Origin of the sequence: Pseudomonas sp. GD03862, from assembly GCF_029840855.1 — a bacterium.
Lineage (GTDB): Bacteria > Pseudomonadota > Gammaproteobacteria > Pseudomonadales > Pseudomonadaceae > Aquipseudomonas > Aquipseudomonas alloputida.
On record NZ_JAOCDI010000039.1, the window covers coordinates 18,026 to 35,261 of the forward strand.

The following is a 17,236-nucleotide window of genomic DNA, read 5'->3' on the forward strand; positions in this document are numbered from 1 at the left end:
TGAGAAAGGGATCCCATGCGCCTGCGTCCTGCCGCCATAATCGGTTGCTTACTCCCACTCGCCCTTGTCGCTTGCGGGGACTCTTCACCTGGAAAAGACCCGAGAGACACACCGCCGGTCGTGAAAGCGGTCTCGGTACAGGACGCGTCAGGCCTTGCACGTTCGTTTTCCGGAGTAGTGGTCGCTCGCACACAGAGTGACCTCGGCTTCCGAGTATCCGGAAAAATCCTGCAGCGCCTGGTCGATACCGGGCAAACAGTCAAACGCGGTCAGCCCTTGATGCGCCTGGATCCGGTGGATCTGAATCTACAGGCACGCGCACAGCAAGAGGCCGTAACTGCCGCTCGGGCACGGGCCAAGCAGACCGGTGACGACGAAGCTCGATATCGAGGGCTGGTTGCCGAGGGCGCGGTCTCGGCCTCGTCCTACGACCAGATCAAAGCTGCGGCTGATGCTGCGAAGGCGCAACTCAGTGCCGCGCAAGCTCAGGCTGACGTTGCCAGGAACGCCACCGAATATGCGGTATTGCTAGCCGACGCCGATGGTGTGGTGATGGACACGCTGGCCGAACCGGGCCAGGTCGTCAGTGCTGGTCAAGCGGTTGTAAGGCTGGCCAGGGCCGGGCAACGAGAAGCTGTCGTCTACTTGCCAGAAACGCTTCGACCTGCACCTGGCTCGACTGCACTCGCCACGCTATTTGGCAAGCCTGCGCAGGCCGTACCCGCCAAACTGCGCTTGCTTTCAGATGCAGCAGACCCCATCACGCGCACATTCGAGGCCAGGTACGTGCTCACTGGGCCTCTGGCGAGCGCGCCATTGGGTGCAACCATTACGCTTGAGATTCCGGATACCGATACGAATTTCGAAGCGAAGCAGATACCCATCGGCGCACTCTTTGACCCGGGTAACGGAGCTGGGGTTTGGGTGATAGCAGGCCAGCCGGCCAAGGTGTCATGGCGCGCTGTGGAAGTGCTAAGTGTCAGTGACGAAAAAGCGGTCGTGAAGAGTGACCTGCACGCTGGCGATCGGATCGTGGCACTGGGTGCGCATCTGCTGCGCGATGGCGTCGAGGTCATGGAACAGGCTCAAACAGCTCAGGTCATGGGGCACCAACCATGAGCCAGCAGCGTTTCAACTTATCCGCGCTCGCGGTACGCGAGCGATCAATCACCCTCTTCCTGATTGTGCTGATCGCCTTCGCCGGCACGCTGGCCTTCTTCAAGCTGGGCCGTGCAGAGGATCCGCCCTTCACCGTCAAGCAGATGACGATTATCACTGCCTGGCCCGGCGCCACTGCGCAGGAAATGCAGGATCTGGTGGCCGAACCGTTGGAAAAACGCATGCAAGAGCTGCGTTGGTATGACCGTACCGAAACCTACACCCGGCCTGGGTTGGCGTTCACGATGGTGTCGCTGCAAGACAAGACCCCACCTTCGGCGGTTCAGGAGGAGTTCTACCAGGCCCGCAAGAAAGCGGGTGATCAGGCCAAGCTCATGCCAGCGGGCGTCATTGGCCCAATGCTCAATGATGAGTTCTCGGACGTGACATTTGCGGTCTACGCGCTCAAAGCCAAAGGCGAACCGCAGCGCCAGCTGGTACGCGACGCCGAAACACTGCGCCAGCAGCTGCTGCACGTCCCGGGCGTCAAGAAGGTCAACATCATCGGGGAACAGGCTGAACGGATATTCGTGTCCTTTTCCCATGACCGCCTGGCCACGCTCGGAATCACGCCACAGGACATCTTCTCGGCCCTTGACAACCAGAACGCCCTGTCACCGGCGGGCTCGGTCGAAACGCAGGGGCCACAAGTGGTGGTCAGGGTTGACGGCGCCTTCGATCAACTGGCAAAGATTCGCGAAACCCCTGTGGTCGCCCAGGGCCGCCCCCTGAAACTGTCGGATGTGGCCGACGTTGAACGCGGCTATGAAGACCCCGCGACGTTTCTGGTGCGTAACGATGGCGAGCCAGCCTTGCTGCTTGGCATTGTCATGCGCGAAGGCTGGAACGGCCTCGACCTTGGCAAAGCCCTGGAGGCCGAAACAGCCAAAATCAACGAAAGCATGCCCTTGGGCATGACGCTCAGCAAGGTCACCGATCAGGCGGTGAACATCACGTCCTCCGTCGACGAGTTCATGATCAAGTTTTTCGTTGCCCTGCTGGTCGTGATGCTTGTCTGCTTCCTCAGCATGGGCTGGCGTGTCGGCGTTGTCGTCGCAGCCGCGGTGCCATTGACACTGGCGATCGTATTCGTGGTGATGGCCGCAACAGGCAAGAATTTCGACCGGATTACGCTGGGTTCGCTCATCCTGGCCTTAGGGTTGCTGGTCGACGACGCGATCATCGCCATCGAAATGATGGTCGTGAAGATGGAAGAAGGTTACGACCGCATCAAGGCTTCGGCATATGCCTGGAGCCACACGGCAGCCCCCATGCTGTCCGGCACACTGGTTACCGCCATCGGATTCATGCCTAACGGTTTCGCCCAGTCCACTGCCGGCGAATACACCAGCAACATGTTCTGGATTGTCGGCATCGCCCTGATCGCATCCTGGGTGGTGGCGGTAGCGTTCACCCCCTACCTGGGCGTGAAGTTGTTGCCTCGGATCAAGACGATTGAAGGTGGTCATGCCGCTATTTACAACACCCGTCATTACAACCGATTCCGCGCTTTGTTGGGCTGGGTGATCGCACATAAATGGCTCGTGGCAGGCACCGTGGTTTCGACATTTGTGGCCGCCGTGCTTGGCATGGGATTGGTAAAGAAGCAGTTCTTCCCGACCTCCGACCGCCCCGAAGTGCTTGTGGAGCTGCAGATGCCTTATGGCACCTCCATCGAACAGACAAATGCCACTGCGATCAAGGTGGAGTCCTGGCTACGTCAGCAAGAGGAGGCAAAGATTGTCACCACTTACATCGGCCAAGGCCCGCCCCGCTTCTTCCTGGCAATGGCCCCTGAGTTGCCCGACCCGTCCTTTGCCAAGATTGTCGTCCTGACCGAAAACCAGGGCGCTCGTGAGGCCCTCAAGCATCGTCTTCGGGAGGCGGCCTCCGAAGGTCTGGCACCCGGCGCTCAAGTGCGGGTAACACAACTGGTATTCGGGCCCTACTCCCCCTACCCGGTCGCCTATCGGGTGATGGGCCCGGATGCCTCGCAACTGCGTCAGATTGCAGCAGGCGTCCAAAGCGTGCTGCAGGCGAGCCCCATGATGAAGACCGTCAATACCGACTGGGGCCCGCTTGTTCCCACGCTTCACTTCTCCCTGAATCAAGATCGCCTGCAGTCGGTTGGCCTGACGTCCGCCTCGGTGTCGCAGCAGCTTCAGTTCCTGCTCACCGGTGTGCCGATCACGTCGGTCAGGGAAGATATCCGCTCTGTGCAGGTTGTAGGGCGTGCCGCTGGCCAGATCAGACTCGATCCTGCCCAGATCGAGAATTTCACCCTGGTAGGCTCGAACGGTCAGCGCGTTCCGGTTTCGCAGATCGGTGATGTGAGCATTCGCATGGAGGACCCCATCCTCCGTCGCCGCGACCGAACGCCCACCATGACAGTGCGGGGTGACATCGCGGAAGGGCTGCAGCCGCCTGATGTATCCACGGCGATCTGGAAAGACCTCCAGCCCATCGTCACGCAGCTGCCTGCGGGCTACAAAATCGAAATGGCAGGCTCTATCGAGGAGTCGGCCAAGGCCAGCCAGGCTATCGTCCCCCTCCTGCCGATCATGATCGCCCTGACTTTGTTGATCATCATACTGCAGGTGCGCTCTATCTCGGCGATGGTCATGGTGTTTCTGACTTCACCGCTGGGGTTGATCGGTGTAGTACCCGTATTACTGCTGTTCGGCCAACCGTTCGGCATCAACGCGTTAGTCGGCTTGATCGCGCTCTCCGGGATTCTGATGCGCAACACCCTCATCCTGATCGGGCAGATTGACCACAACCAGCTTGAAGGACTTGCGCCCTTCGACGCCGTGGTCGAGGCCACAGTGCAACGCGCACGCCCAGTGTTGCTCACGGCATTGGCAGCCATCCTGGCCTTCATCCCCCTCACCCACTCGGTGTTCTGGGGCACCTTGGCCTACACCCTGATCGGAGGCACGTTCGTGGGCACGATCATGACCTTGGTGTTCCTGCCGGCGATGTATTCCATCTGGTTCAAGATCCGCCCCAATAGCCGCATTGCCAAGCCAGAAGCTGCACACCGCGCCTGAGTAGACATTGCCTTCAACCCGTGCGTGCCCGATGCAATTCGAGGTGCGCTCATGATCCAACGAGAGGTCGAAATGACTCACAACGTTAATCAAAAACGCATCGTGGTGACCGGCACCGGCGTTGTCAGCCCGCTGGGCTGCGGCGTAAAGGAAGTCTGGCGGCGATTGCTGGCTGGGCAGTCCGGGATTCGCGCGCTTGCTGGCGATGTCGTCGAAGGCACTGGCGTGTCAGTGGGCGGCAGCGTGCCCACATTGGCCGAGGATGCCGTGGCAGGCTATCAACCCGAGCGGGTCATCCACGCCAAGGAACGCAAGAAGATGGATCGGTTCATCGAGTTTGCGCTGGTAGCAGCGGATGAAGCATTGCAGCAAGCCGGCTGGCATCCCGAGCGTCAGGCTGAACGCGCGCGCACCGCCACCATCATCGCATCGGGCGTCGGCGGCTTCGGTGCCATCGCAGAGGCGGTGCGCACCACTGACGCACGTGGCCCTCGCAAGTTGTCGCCCTTCACGGCGCCATCGTTCCTGGCCAATATGGCAGCGGGTCATGTCTCCATACGCTATGGCTTCGAAGGCCCACTTGGGGCACCCGTCACAGCCTGCGCTGCGGGGGTGCAGGCCATTGGCGACGCCGCTCGGCTCATCAGAAGCGGCGAAGCGGATATTGCGATCTGCGGTGGCGCCGAAGCGGCAATCGATCGTGTGACGCTAGGCTGCTTTGCGGCTGCACGAGCGCTCAGCACGGGCTTTTCGGATAGCCCTGAGCAAGCCTCCCGTCCTTTCGATAGCCAACGGGACGGGTTTGTCATGGCTGAAGGGGCTGGCTTGCTGGTGATCGAGTCGCTGGAACATGCGCTGGCCCGTGGCGCCAAGCCCCTGGCCGAGCTGGTCGGCTACGGAACGAGCGCTGATGCCTACCATCTGACCGCTGGCCCCGAAGACGGAAGCGGTGCCAGGCGCGCCATGCAACTCGCGCTGCAACAGGCGTCGATAGCGCCTGGGGATGTGGACCATATCAATGCGCATGCGACTTCGACCCAGGTTGGCGACAAGGGTGAACTTGCAGCGATTCGCGCCGTATTCGGTAGCGGCAGCGGCGTGGCGATTACATCGACCAAATCGGCCACCGGCCACCTCCTGGGGGCGGCAGGCGGTGTCGAAGCCATTTTCACGGTGTTGGCGCTGCAAGATCAGATCGTTCCACCCACGCTCAACCTGACTCAGGTCGATGATGCTGCGCTTGGCCTTGACCTGGTTGCACGAATAGCCCGTGAAATGCCCATCGAATATGCCTTGTCCAATGGTTTCGGATTCGGTGGTGTGAACGCCAGCGTACTGTTCCGACGCTGGGAGGCCAACGTATGAACAGCCGACTCGAAACACACGCCAACGAAGCTGAAGGTGATGTTCAGAGGGCCAACGTCCTGACGGCCAAGGTCATCCTGTTACTGGCAGCACTCGCTGCCATCAGCAACTTGTCCACCAATATCATCCTGCCCGCTTTTCCTGAAATGGCTCGACAGTTCAACGTCTCATCCCAGCAACTCGGGCTGACGCTCTCCAGCTTTTTCATTACGTTCGCCTTCGCCCAATTACTGGTAGGGCCGCTTGCCGATCGCTATGGCCGCAAGCGCCTGGTAGTAGGTGGGCTGATGATTTTCGTGGTGGGTACGTTTTGGGCGGCTAACGCCGCCACACTCGACATGCTGATCCTCGGACGGGTAATCCAGGCCATTGGCGTGTGTGCCGCCGCGGTTCTGGCCAGAGCCATCGCTCGCGATCTTTATGAGGGTGAGAACCTGGCACGCGCGTTATCGCTGACGATGATCGCTGCCGCCACAGCGCCAGGCTTCTCACCTTTGATCGGCAGTATGCTGAACACCACTTTGGGTTGGCGCGCACTTTTCATAGCCGTCGGCATGTCGGCAATCCTTATCGCGCTGTTCTACCTCAGAGGGATAGGTGAAACCCTTCCTGCCCATCGTCGGGTGACTCAATCAGTACCTGCGATCCTGATCGCATACGGCAAACTGGCGTCCAACCGCCTCTTCATTTTGCCCGCACTCGCGACCAGCCTGCTGATGAGCGGCTTATTCGCCTCGTTCGCCGCTGCGCCGTCAATCTTGATGGAAGGCATGGGGCTCAACTCGCTCCAGGTGGGCCTGTATTTCGCGGCAACTGTCTTCGTGGTCTTTGCCGCTGGCTTGGCTGCTCCTCGCCTGGCTCACCGTTGGGGTAGCCGCGCCATCACCTTGTCAGGCCTCGCGACTGCGTGTACGGCAGGTGCATTGCTGCTGGTCGGCCCAAGCAATCCAAGCTTGGGCTGGTACTCATTGTCGATGGTGCTTTTCCTATGGGGTATGGGTATTGCCAATCCACTGGGAACGGCCTTGACCATGACACCGTTCGGGAAAGAAGCAGGACTGGCTTCAGCCCTTTTGGGATTCCTGACCATGGCGATCGGAGCAGTGTCGACCTGGATGGTTTCCACGCCGAAGTTCCCCACGATTGCCGTACTGGGTGCCACTCAAACCTCGGTGTGCTTTCTGGCAATGGTGCTTTTCGCTTGGTATGTCAAACGTAAGGCAATTGTCAGGTAGGAGTATCTCTGCATGAGGTTTGCTCCTGCTTCGCCTGGGATGTGCCAAATCAACTGCATGGCCCGGGCAGCAGCGGAGGCGACCGCTTTCACGCCTTGAATCCTAGGCGATCCGGTCATCGCGCTCACGCAGCAGCCAGCGGTCGTAATTATTCAAGAAGCATTAGCGGACGCTCGGGTTTTCCAAAGCGAAAGCAACACGCCGCCAATCAGCAGGCCGATTGTAATGCTCAACGATATTTCGGCTGGCACTTTACCCACAATATCATGAAGGAAAATTTTCGAGCCGATAAAGACAAGCACCAGAGCCAGCGCATATTTAAGGTAAACAAAGCGACTGATCATGGCAGCCAATGCAAAATAGAGCGCTCGCAAACCGAGAATGGCAAAGATGTTCGACGTATAAACGATGAACGGATCCTGTGTGATAGCAAAAATCGCAGGCACGCTGTCAACAGCAAACACCAAGTCGGCACACTCAATCAAAATAAGTGCAAGGAAGAGCGGTGTCACCCATAGAATTCTTTTTCCTGACGCATCGGGCAAGCGAACCACAAAGCGTTGACCGTGCAATTCTTTGGTGATGCGTAGGTGTGTGCGCAGGTAGTTGACGAAACGGTTGTTTTGCAAGTCAGGCGCATGATCGACGCGAGCGAATAGCATCTTGACCCCGGTGAAGACCAGGAACGCGCCGAAACAGTAAAGTATCCAACTGAACTGGGCGATGAGCGCAGCCCCAAGGCCAATCATGATAGCCCTCAGTACGATAACCCCCATGATCCCCCAAAATAATACTCGGTGCTGGAACTCCCGAGGAATGGCCAGGAAACTGAATATCAGGGCAATAACGAAAACGTTATCCATTGACAGGGATTTTTCAATCAAGAAACCCGTCACATAGTCCATGCTGGCATCGCCGCCTTTCTGGAAATACACCCAGACCGCGAACAGAAGGCCCATACTGATGTATCCTGCGGACAGCAACAAGCTCTCTTTGACTCCAATCTCCCGATTCCCGCGATGGAGCACACCTAAGTCAAGCGCCAACAGTGTTAGCACAACAGCGAAAAAGGAAAGCCAAAGCCAGAGGTCAGTACCAAGAACGTCTTGGTAGAGATACGTACTAAGGGCAGACATGAGCCCCTCCTGTATAGTCGTAGTTGAACAACTATGACTCCGACATGGCGGTATAACCGTCAGAGGGGCCCGGCGTCACGAATAAAGAATTTATCGAGCGCGAAGTAGGCTGCAAGTAGAAAACATTTACAAATTTTGTCCATGACAAGCTAAAACGCTTGCAGTGAAAAACTAACTTCGCACACCTGATTGCCAGCCTCATGGGTGCCCCGCACGTTATCAACGCCTTCATTGGAGCAAAGCGCCGCTCGCTCGTGTCGACCTGATGCAGCGCCTTCCGTCGGTCAGAAGGCACCCTCCCACGCACGCCAGGCCGAACATAGGGTGAACAATCCAATAAGGCATTTCACCATGACACCAGCAAAACCTTTTACGTTAATGCTTGCACTTTGCCTGGGCTGCGCTTCAGCACTAGCTTCGGCCGCCACAGACCTGAACCATCAGCGCGCCCCAGGCATGCAATCGAACGACAATGGACAAATGAACGGCCAAGGCGGAGCGACTGGCTCGGGAACACCCGGCGATGGCATGGGTACGGGTGATGGCGGCACTGACGACAATGGGACGGACAATACCGGCGGTGACGGTACCGACAGCGGCTCGGGAACCGGCAGTCATGGCTCTGGTAGTAGCGGCACAGGCGCGGGCGGTGGTGGCAGTGGCTCAGCCGGAAGTGGATCTGGCGCAGGTTCCGGCAGTTAGCTGAGAGGGCCGATCGACACGGATCACCCGTCCATCACCGGGCGCCTCAGTTCTGCCCTGGTTTTCAACCGTTCATGCAACCCATGCAGGAGGAAATACCATGCCACGCGGGGACAAAGACAAGTACACGGACAAGCAGAAACGCAAGGCCGAGCACATCGAGCAATCTTACGAGGACAAAGGCGTGGGCAAGGATGAAGCCGAAGCTCGCGCCTGGGCCACCGTCAACAAACAATCGGGGGGCGGTGAAAAACACGCAGGCTCGGGAAGCAGGACACCGTCGCACGTGAAGAAGACCGCACGCTCGGATTCGGCCAAGCGCGCCGCTGAATCTCGCCAGGGGCATTCGCGGACGTCGCATGCGTCGCTGGAATCGCAAAGCAAGGAAAGCCTTATGAAAGAGGCACGCAGCAAAGACATCAAGGGGCGCTCGACCATGACCAAGGCCCAGTTGATTGAAGCCCTGCAAAAACACGGGTGACGGCCAGATGTGATCGGCAACTTGGCAAGCCGGCTGAACGTTTGCTCAACCGGCCCGGTCGCACAACAGAGACGTAGCCGGCTGCGCGAACCCTGACCGTGAGGACCTACCATGAGCGCGATCTCTCCCAATGGGGCTGAAGAACACCCCATCGGCCTGACCCTGAATGGTCAGCGCCTGACACTGCAGGTGAATCCCTGGACCACCCTCCTCGACCTTTTGCGCGAGCAGTTGGACCTGGTCGGCACCAAGAAGGGTTGCGACCATGGCCAGTGCGGGGCCTGCACGGTGCTGCGCGATGGCAAGCGCGTCAATGCCTGCCTGACCTTGGCCATCATGTGCGACGGGGCCGAACTGGTGACCATCGAAGGGCTGGCCAGCGGCGACGTTCTGCACCCCATGCAGCGTGCATTCATCACCCACGATGCTTTCCAGTGCGGTTACTGCACCCCGGGGCAGATCTGCTCCGCAGTCGGGCTTGCCCGCGAAGGGCGCGCCTACACCCGCGAGGCCATTCGCGAACAGATGAGCGGCAACCTTTGCAGGTGTGGTGCATATAGCAACATCGTCGCTGCGGTGGAAGAAGCCCTACCGTTGATGACGGACCTGGCCCCGCCACAACGAGGGCCGAATCCATGATGCCTTTCAGCTACCACAAGCCCGCATCAATCAGCGAAGCCGTGAGCCTGGCTGACGCCAGCTCACACTTCATTGCCGGCGGCACCAACCTCGTCGACCTGATGAAAGAAAACGTGGTTCGCCCCAAGCGCCTGATCGACATTTCTGGCCTTGGGCTGAACGGCATCCACCCCACGTTGAACGGTGGCTTGTTGATCGGCGCATTGGTGAGCAATGCCGACCTGGCCTGGCACCCAATGATCGAGCAGCACTATCCATTGCTGTCGGACGCCATCCTGGCTGGGGCATCACCGCAGTTGAGGAACATGGCCAGCACCGGTGGCAACTTGCTGCAACGTACCCGTTGCTACTACTTCTACGACACCGGCACCCCCTGCAACAAACGTGAACCCGGCAGCGGATGCCCGGCGCGTACAGGCTCGAACCGTATCCACGCGATTCTTGGTGCCAGTGATGCCTGTGTCGCGACCCATCCCTCGGATATGTGCGTGGCATTGGCAGCGCTCGAAGCCGTGGTGCATGTGCAGGGGCCGCGCGGAGAGCGCCAAATACCTTTTGCGGCATTCCATCGCCTCCCTGAGGACACCCCGGAGCGAGACAATCAGCTGGCAATCGATGAGCTGGTGGTCGCCATCGAGCTGCCGCCCCCGGTGTTCGAAAAACATTACCGTTATCTGAAAATTCGCGACCGCGCCTCCTACGCGTTTGCGCTGGTGTCGGTCGCCGCAGCCTTGAGCTTCGATGGCCAGGTGATCCGGCAAGCTCGCCTGGCGCTGGGCGGCGTTGCTCACAAGCCGTGGCGAGACCCGGTTGTGGAACGCATGCTGGCCGGCCAGGCGCCTTGCGAAGCGCTGTTCACCCGGGCCGCAAAAACGTTGCTGCAAGGTGCAAAACCTCTGAGCCACAACGGCTTCAAGGTCACGCTCGCCCAGCGTGCAATTGTGCGGGCATTGGATGACGCGGCGCGCGGCGCCGCTGACGGGGGGCCACGACCATGATCAAATCCACACCGGTAGCCGGTACGTCCCTGGACCGCGTAGACGGCGTGGCGAAGGTCACCGGGCAGGCGCGTTACGCGGGCGAATACCCCGAAGTGGGCCTGCTCCATGGCAGCGTCGTGTCCAGTACCATCGCCCGAGGTCGGGTACTCAACATCGACAGTACGCAAGCGATGCGCGTGCCCGGGGTGATCGCCGTGCTTGATCATGGCCATCGTCCACATATTTCCAGTTATGACGACGACTACAGCGACGCCGACGCCGCGCAGGGGGCGCCGTTTAGGCCCTTGTTCGATGATCGAGTGCTCTACAACGGTCAACCGTTGGCGCTGGTGGTTGCCCAAACCCTCGAACTGGCCCGGTATGCAGGTTCGCTGATCAGGATCGAGTATGCCGAGGAGGCCCACCAGACCGACCTGGGCGCATGCCAACAGTCGCATGCAGCACCCGCCGAGACACCGGCGCCGCGTGGCGACTTTGCCGCGCAGTTTGCCGGGGCCCCGGTGCAGGTGGATGCCACCTACCTGACAGCCAACGAGTACCACAACCCGATGGAGCCCCATGCGTCAACCGTACTCTACAAAGGCGACGGCACGCTGGAAATCCACGACAAGACCCAAGGCACGCAAAACTGCCAGGACTACCTGCACAAGGTGTTTGGCCTGCCCAAGGCAAACATCCGCGTGCGCGCGGCATTCGTCGGCGGTGCCTTCGGCTCGGGCTTGCGCCCGCAGTACCAGTTGCCACTGGCAGTGATGGCGGCGTTGCACCTGAAGCGCTCGGTGCGCGTCACGCTGACTCGCCAGCAGATGTTCACCTTTGGCTACCGGCCCCGCACCGAGCAGCGCCTGCGCCTGGGTGCTGACGCAAACGGGCAGTTGCTGGCGATCGCCCACGATGCGCTTGGCCAGACCTCCCGCTTCGAGGATTTCACCGAGCACGTGGTGGAATGGAGTGGCATGCTCTACCAGTGCGACAACGTTGCCCTCAGCTATCGCCTGGCCTCGCTCGATGTGTACACCCCGCTGGACATGCGTGCGCCTGGCGCCGCGTCGGGGATGATTGCCCTGGAATGCGCCATGGATGAGCTTGCCTGTGCAGCGCAGATTGACCCGCTTGACCTGCGCCGGCGCAATTTTGCCGCCAGCAATGCCAACGAGGGTAAGCCCTACTCCAGCAAGGAACTGCTGGCGTGCTACCGCCAAGGTGCCGAACGTTTTGGCTGGCAGAACCGTAATCCGCAACCGCGCAGCATGCGCCATGGCAACCAGCTGGTCGGCTGGGGGATGGCCGGCGGCGTCTGGGAAGCCATGCAGATGAAGGCCAGCGCCAAAGCGCGCTTCGATGCCCAAGGCCACCTCACCGTCTGCAGTGCCACCACCGATATCGGGACCGGCACCTATACCGTCATGACGCAGATCGCAGCCGACGCGGCTGGCGCCAGGGTCCAGGATGTCACCTTCGTGCTGGGTGACTCTTCACTGCCCACCGCCCCCCTTCAGGGCGGATCGTTCACGGTGTCGTCGGTCGGCTCGGCCGTGCGCCAGGCCTGCCAGGTACTGCGCACCAAAGTGCTGGAACATGCGCGCAAGATGTACCCCCAAGTGGCCAGCACGGCCCGGGAGCAGATCATTTTCGCCGATGGCTACCTGCACGCGGGTAGCCATCGCCTGGCCTTGGCGGACATCATCGCCAGCGCCCCCGAAGGTGAGTTCGAAGTGCAGATCGACGCCGAGCCCGGCGCCAGACGCCAACCGTTCTCCACCGCCACGCATTCGGCGGTATTCGTGGAAGTCCACGTCGACGAGGACCTTGGCACAATCAAGGTAGTACGGGTAGTCAGCGCCGTTGCGGCGGGACGGGTAATCAACCCGAAAACCGCGCGCAGCCAGATTTTGGGAGGCGTGGTGTGGGGGGTGGGTATGGCCCTCCACGAAGCCGCGCTGACCGACCATCGGTTGGGCCGCATCGTCAACCACAACCTCGCGGAATACCACATCCCGGTGAACGCAGACAGCGGGGATATCGAAGTCATCTTCGTTGAAGAGCACGACGACATCGTCAACGAGCTGGGGTCCAAGGGCGTGGGCGAAATCGGCGTCGTCGGGGTGGCAGCCGCGGTGGCCAACGCGGTCTACCATGCCACGGGCAAGCGTGTGAGGGAGTTTCCGATCACGCTCGACAAGGTGCTGTGACTGGGCGGGGGGGAGCCCTCCCCCCACCCGCATGCCTGCGTTATATGCGTCAACGACAGCACGCATTGGGTTTGCGCCCCTTTGAAAAAACACTGACGATGCAGTTAGATCCTCATCAGCGTTGGATGCCAGCACGATATGCTGACATTTCCCTCTTCTCCACATCCCGTTCTTCATAACGTAACAAGCGCCCGGAGTTGCTGAGCACCAGCAATGTACTGAAATTGTGCAACAGCGCTGCGACCATGGCCCCCGCCGCTCCCAATAAACCGAAAGCTGCTGCCCCCACGATAGCCAAGGTCCAGCCCAAGCCAATCAGCACGTTCACCTGGAGCGTGCGACGGCAAAGACGGCTGAGACGGATGCAGGTGCCCAAGCGCCCGCGATCGTCGAGTTCATCGACATATCCAGCAGCACGCTGGCGACCATGGGGTCGCGCCCCCTTGCGACAAGGCGAACACCGATGCCCCAGACGCCGTGAGTCGCGGTGCAGCATCGGCATGTACCGACACGAACAAGTCCGCGTTCATCCGCTGAGCGAGTTCGGCGCGCTTGCGCAGCGGAATGAACACATCGTCACTGCGTACCAAGCGTGCCTTGTAGCCTTTCTGTGCATCGATGCGCTTGGCCAGCAACTTGGCGATCTGTAACGCAACGTGCTTTTCCTGCTCGCCCTTGGGCCCTACTGCACCGGGATCTTTGCCGCCATGCCCGGCATCGACCACGATCAACAGGTCGCGCTGTCGCGCCAAGGGCTTGGCAACTTCCGGCGCAACGCCCACCGGTGGCTCACTGAGTACCAACTCCAGGCCATGCCGCCCGGTGTTGAGCGAGCGGACTTCGCCGCGCACTGCCGAGTCGGCCAGGTCCAGCACGATACGCAAGTCACCGGACGCGGTGATGCCACTGCGTACGGCTGTGACGGCAGTGCCGTCCAGGGCAAGATCGTTCAGTGACGCCTGCAGACTGGCCTGAGGAAGATCAAGAACCAACCGCGGTGGCGCCGCGAGGCTGAAATGCTTCGCCGCCACCGGCCCGGTCAGCTCCAGCGACACCTTGGTGACGCTGCCCGACCGGCTCACCCAAACCCGTTTAACCGCCTGCCCGGCTTGTGCCGCAAGAGGCAGCGGCAATGCCAGGCATGCAAGCAGTAGTTTCAGCACTCGTCGACCATCCATATGGACTCCCATTGACCTGCGAACCAGCGAAGCCTCGGGCAATTTCGCTAGCCATTTTATTATTGTTACTTTATAACATCCCAAACCCAGAACAAAATGAAGACTGCCCGCCAACGGAAGGAGACCTGCATGCAACTGACCAGCAATCAGCAACGTGTCCTGACGGCGCTTCAGCAAGCCGACAAGCCGCTCAGTGCCTACGCCATTCTGGACAGCCTGCGCAATGAAGGTGTCAGGGCGCCGACGCAGATCTACCGCGCGCTGGGCCACCTGGCCGAGCAAGGGTTGATTCATCGGCTGGAGTCTTTGAACGCTTATGTCAGCTGCACCTGCTCAAGCCAGTGCGAAGCAGGTTTCAGAGCGTTCGCCATCTGCGACAGCTGCGGCCATGTCGATGAGTTCAACGTACCGTACCTGAACCAGGCCCTGGGGCACTGGATGAAACAGAACGTGTTTTCGCTGTGCAGCTCGGTCATCGAGCTGCACGGTAAATGCGCCGCCTGTACTCGCCGTGATGCAGGCGAGGACTGAGCAGAGCCGCACGCATGCGCACCACCCTTTATCATGAGGCCTCCCGATGAGCACCCCTGTCCCCCATACCAACGAAGCCGCGCGGCTGCCCGTCACTGTACTTTCCGGCTTCCTCGGAGCCGGCAAGACTACCCTGCTCAACCATATTCTGAACAACCGCGAAGGCCGGCGAGTCGCGGTGATCGTCAACGACATGAGCGATGTGAACATCGATGCCGCACTGATACGCGAGGGTGGCGCCGAGCTGTCACGCACCGACGAAAAGCTGGTGGAGATGAGCAATGGCTGCATTTGCTGCACCTTGCGCGAAGACCTCCTGCTCGAGGTGGACCGTCTAGCCAAAGAGGGTCGTTTCGACCAATTGGTCATCGAATCGACGGGCATCTCCGAGCCACTGCCGGTGGCGGAAACCTTCACCTTCGAAGGCGAGGATGGCCGTAGCCTCAGCGAAGTGGCACGCCTCGACACCATGGTCACCGTGGTCGATGCCTTCAATTTCCTGCGCGACTACAGCTCGCGCGACAGCCTGCAGGCACGCGGTGAATCGCTGGGCGAGGAAGACGTGCGCGCCGTGGTCGACCTGCTGATCGAGCAAATCGAGTTCTGCGACGTCATCGTACTGAACAAGACCGACCTGATCAGTGGCGAAGAGCGCGATCGCCTGATGGCCATCCTCAATACCCTCAATCCAAGGGCGAAAGTCGAAATCGCCGAGTTCGGCAAGGTCGCGCTTGATCGCGTGCTGGACACCGGCCTGTTCGACTTCGACGAGGCCTCACGAGCGCCTGGCTGGCTACAGGAAATGCGCGGCACCCACACACCCGAAACGGAAGAATATGGCATCACCAGCTTCGTCTACCGTGCCCGCCGACCTTTCCACCCTGACCGCTTCCATGCGCTGGTGGAAAGCGAATGGCCTGGGGTGGTGCGCTCCAAGGGTTACTTCTGGCTCGCCTGCGAGCCGTCCATGGCCGGCAACTGGTCCCAGGCCGGGGCCGTCGCGCGCCATGGCCCAGCAGGCTATTGGTGGGCGGCTGTTCCCGAGGAACATTGGCCGACCGACAGCGAATCGGTCCTGCACATCAGGTCGAAATGGCACGAGGACGTTGGCGATGCCCGCCAGGAGCTGGTGCTGATCGGTATGGAAATGGACGAGGCAGCGCTGCGGGCGCGTTTCGATGCCTGCCTGCTGACCGATGAGGAAATGGCCCAGGGACCGGAAGGCTGGATGAAGCTGACCAACCCCTTCCCCGGCTGGAACTGATTCAAACGCCTTGCTGCCACGTGCAAGGCTCCCACCACTGGATATACATGATGAGCTCAGCATTACCCGACGTTTCCGTCACCGACCTGGCCCCCAGCCTCAGCCCGCTGCAATGGGTCGGCATGCAGGGTATCGACCTGCCGGTAAGGATCCAAGAACCGACCTACCAGCGTGAGCTGCACGCCCGGGCGGATGTCCAGGTCGACCTGCCGGCACCGCATGTCAAAGGCATTCACATGTCCAGGCTGTATCGCCTGCTGGACGCCTGGGGGCAGGCTGCGGCGGTGTCGCCGGCAAGCCTCTTTGCGCTGTTGCAGGAGATGATCGACAGCCATCAGGATTGCGAAAGCCGCAATGCCAGGTTGCGCCTGGATTTCGACTTGCTGGTTCGCCGCCCTGCACTGGTGACCGAGGGCCTCTCTGGCTGGAAGTCGTACCCGGTTCACGTGCTCGCGACGAAGGTCGGCGGGGCGCTGAACCTGAGTATCGAGGTCAGGATCGGCTACTCCTCGACCTGCCCGTGCTCGGCCGCTCTCTCTCGGCAGTTGATTGAGGACGGCTTCCTGCGAACCTTCAAGGACCAGCCACTGCTCGAAGCCAGCGCCGTCGCGCAGTGGCTGCGCAGCAACGCGTCGCTGGCGACGCCACATAGCCAACGCAGCGAAGCTCGAGTGCGCGTCACGGTACCTGCCGATGCCCCGGATCTCGGGTTGCTGGCCCTGATCGACCACATCGAAGGCGCCTTGCGCACGCCGGTTCAGACCGCCGTAAAACGGGCTGACGAACAGGCTTTCGCAGCGCTCAACGGGCAGAACCTGATGTTCGTCGAAGACGCTGCGCGGCGTATTCAGGCAAACCTGCACGGTTACCGCGATAGCCAAGTGCACGTTCGCCATCTGGAAAGCCTGCACCCGCACGATGCTTCGGCCTGGTCCGCCCCGCAGGCCGCTGCGCCTGACCAACAAGAATCATTTGCAACCGGTAATGAACGCTAACCACTGGTGTTACGTTATTACATCTAATAACATGCGCATCCCAACACATGAACATTTCCTCATCAGGATTCATTTGTCAGGTCTGACGCAAGGCGGGCCGCTCTACTCGCAAGGGTTTCTTGTCATCTGTGATGCAGCACCGCCCGAAGCAGGGCGCGGCATCGATGTTGGCATTGAGTGCAGCCTGCACAGCCTACACCGTGGAGCCTGATGGTGTATCCGTTGTGATCCCCTTCGAGCTCGTGGACAGTGCCCAAGTCAGGACGTATCCAACAATGCAACGTTATAGCGTGAAAAACGGAGACTTTA

At 60.3% G+C, this 17,236-nt stretch carries 13 protein-coding genes and 1 pseudogene; 11 read left to right on the forward strand and 3 right to left on the reverse strand.

Features of this window, described 5'->3' with window-relative positions; genetic code table 11:
* Positions 1–15: 15 nt before the first annotated feature.
* From N5D53_RS21450 to N5D53_RS21465, 4 genes are all read left to right on the forward strand, one after another.
* Positions 16–1,119 (forward strand): efflux RND transporter periplasmic adaptor subunit, encoded by a 1,104-nt coding sequence (locus tag N5D53_RS21450; protein WP_274141599.1) that lies wholly within the window; start codon positions 16–18, stop codon positions 1,117–1,119.
* Positions 1,116–4,208: an efflux RND transporter permease subunit gene (locus N5D53_RS21455; RefSeq protein WP_274141600.1), complete on the forward strand. Its 3,093-nt coding sequence runs from the start codon at positions 1,116–1,118 to the stop codon at positions 4,206–4,208. Before N5D53_RS21450 ends, N5D53_RS21455 begins: the two co-directional genes overlap by 4 nt.
* 72 nt (positions 4,209–4,280) lie before the next feature.
* Positions 4,281–5,573 (forward strand): beta-ketoacyl-ACP synthase II, encoded by a 1,293-nt coding sequence (gene fabF / locus N5D53_RS21460; protein ID WP_064492099.1) that lies wholly within the window; start codon positions 4,281–4,283, stop codon positions 5,571–5,573.
* Positions 5,570–6,808, forward strand: a complete 1,239-nt coding sequence (locus tag N5D53_RS21465; RefSeq protein ID WP_279840762.1) for a multidrug effflux MFS transporter — start codon at positions 5,570–5,572, stop codon at positions 6,806–6,808. The genes fabF and N5D53_RS21465 overlap by 4 nt, the downstream gene beginning before the upstream one ends.
* A gap of 152 nt (positions 6,809–6,960) precedes the next feature.
* Here N5D53_RS21465 and N5D53_RS21470 read toward each other — a convergent pair whose 3' ends face one another.
* Positions 6,961–7,944 carry a TerC family protein gene (locus N5D53_RS21470; protein WP_064492088.1) on the reverse strand — a complete coding sequence of 328 codons (984 nt, stop codon included), beginning with the start codon at positions 7,942–7,944 and terminating at the stop codon, positions 6,961–6,963.
* 802 nt (positions 7,945–8,746) lie between these two features.
* On the opposite strand from N5D53_RS21470, the gene N5D53_RS21475 reads away from it, so the two are divergent.
* The 4 genes from N5D53_RS21475 (at position 8,747) to N5D53_RS21490 (ending at position 12,959) form a co-directional block, all read left to right on the forward strand.
* Positions 8,747–9,127: a hypothetical protein gene (locus N5D53_RS21475; RefSeq protein WP_010954186.1), complete on the forward strand. Its 381-nt coding sequence runs from the start codon at positions 8,747–8,749 to the stop codon at positions 9,125–9,127.
* Positions 9,128–9,238: 111 nt separating this feature from the next.
* The gene (locus N5D53_RS21480) at positions 9,239–9,766 is read left to right on the forward strand and encodes a (2Fe-2S)-binding protein (RefSeq protein ID WP_010954187.1); all 528 of its coding nucleotides are present in this window, start codon (positions 9,239–9,241) and stop codon (positions 9,764–9,766) included.
* Positions 9,763–10,764: a xanthine dehydrogenase family protein subunit M gene (locus tag N5D53_RS21485; protein WP_190869214.1), complete on the forward strand. Its 1,002-nt coding sequence runs from the start codon at positions 9,763–9,765 to the stop codon at positions 10,762–10,764. Before N5D53_RS21480 ends, N5D53_RS21485 begins: the two co-directional genes overlap by 4 nt.
* The gene (locus N5D53_RS21490) at positions 10,761–12,959 is read left to right on the forward strand and encodes a xanthine dehydrogenase family protein molybdopterin-binding subunit (RefSeq protein WP_279840766.1); all 2,199 of its coding nucleotides are present in this window, start codon (positions 10,761–10,763) and stop codon (positions 12,957–12,959) included. Before N5D53_RS21485 ends, N5D53_RS21490 begins: the two co-directional genes overlap by 4 nt.
* Positions 12,960–13,074: 115 nt before the next feature.
* Here the strand turns inward: N5D53_RS21490 and N5D53_RS21495 are convergent.
* Together N5D53_RS21495 and N5D53_RS21500 are read right to left on the reverse strand one after the other, a co-directional pair.
* Positions 13,075–13,338, reverse strand: a pseudogene (locus N5D53_RS21495) (cation-transporting P-type ATPase); the annotation flags it as partial.
* Between the two features lie 16 nt (positions 13,339–13,354).
* Entirely contained in the window at positions 13,355–14,137 is a 783-nt protein-coding gene (locus N5D53_RS21500) for an N-acetylmuramoyl-L-alanine amidase (protein WP_158682561.1), read from the reverse strand.
* 129 nt (positions 14,138–14,266) lie between these two features.
* Here N5D53_RS21500 and N5D53_RS21505 point away from each other — a divergent pair, with 129 nt between their 5' ends.
* From N5D53_RS21505 to folE2, 3 genes are read left to right on the forward strand one after another with little or no spacing between them, the layout of a single operon-like run.
* A complete protein-coding gene (locus N5D53_RS21505; RefSeq protein ID WP_104961614.1) occupies positions 14,267–14,668 on the forward strand; it encodes a Fur family transcriptional regulator in 402 nt (133 codons plus the stop codon).
* A 46-nt stretch (positions 14,669–14,714) separates the two neighbouring features.
* Positions 14,715–15,932 (forward strand): zinc metallochaperone GTPase ZigA, encoded by a 1,218-nt coding sequence (zigA, locus tag N5D53_RS21510; protein WP_104961613.1) that lies wholly within the window; start codon positions 14,715–14,717, stop codon positions 15,930–15,932.
* Between the two features lie 50 nt (positions 15,933–15,982).
* Positions 15,983–16,927, forward strand: a complete 945-nt coding sequence (gene folE2 / locus N5D53_RS21515; RefSeq protein WP_104961612.1) for a GTP cyclohydrolase FolE2 — start codon at positions 15,983–15,985, stop codon at positions 16,925–16,927.
* The last annotated feature ends 309 nt before the right edge of the window (positions 16,928–17,236 follow it).

Excerpts from the sequence above, each read along its gene's own strand:
- N5D53_RS21450 (WP_274141599.1), top strand. The coding sequence starts at position 16 with ATGCGCCTGCGTCCTGCCGCCATAATCGGTTGCTTACTCCCACTCGCC.
- N5D53_RS21480 (WP_010954187.1), top strand. The coding sequence starts at position 9,239 with ATGAGCGCGATCTCTCCCAATGGGGCTGAAGAACACCCCATCGGCCTG.
- zigA (WP_104961613.1), top strand. The coding sequence starts at position 14,715 with ATGAGCACCCCTGTCCCCCATACCAACGAAGCCGCGCGGCTGCCCGTC.
- N5D53_RS21500 (WP_158682561.1), bottom strand. The coding sequence starts at position 14,137 with ATGGATGGTCGACGAGTGCTGAAACTACTGCTTGCATGCCTGGCATTG.
- N5D53_RS21485 (WP_190869214.1), top strand. The coding sequence starts at position 9,763 with ATGATGCCTTTCAGCTACCACAAGCCCGCATCAATCAGCGAAGCCGTG.
- N5D53_RS21475 (WP_010954186.1), top strand. The coding sequence starts at position 8,747 with ATGCCACGCGGGGACAAAGACAAGTACACGGACAAGCAGAAACGCAAG.
- folE2 (WP_104961612.1), top strand. The coding sequence starts at position 15,983 with ATGAGCTCAGCATTACCCGACGTTTCCGTCACCGACCTGGCCCCCAGC.
- N5D53_RS21455 (WP_274141600.1), top strand. The coding sequence starts at position 1,116 with ATGAGCCAGCAGCGTTTCAACTTATCCGCGCTCGCGGTACGCGAGCGA.
- N5D53_RS21490 (WP_279840766.1), top strand. The coding sequence starts at position 10,761 with ATGATCAAATCCACACCGGTAGCCGGTACGTCCCTGGACCGCGTAGAC.
- N5D53_RS21470 (WP_064492088.1), bottom strand. The coding sequence starts at position 7,944 with ATGTCTGCCCTTAGTACGTATCTCTACCAAGACGTTCTTGGTACTGAC.
- fabF (WP_064492099.1), top strand. The coding sequence starts at position 4,281 with ATGACTCACAACGTTAATCAAAAACGCATCGTGGTGACCGGCACCGGC.
- N5D53_RS21465 (WP_279840762.1), top strand. The coding sequence starts at position 5,570 with ATGAACAGCCGACTCGAAACACACGCCAACGAAGCTGAAGGTGATGTT.
- N5D53_RS21505 (WP_104961614.1), top strand. The coding sequence starts at position 14,267 with ATGCAACTGACCAGCAATCAGCAACGTGTCCTGACGGCGCTTCAGCAA.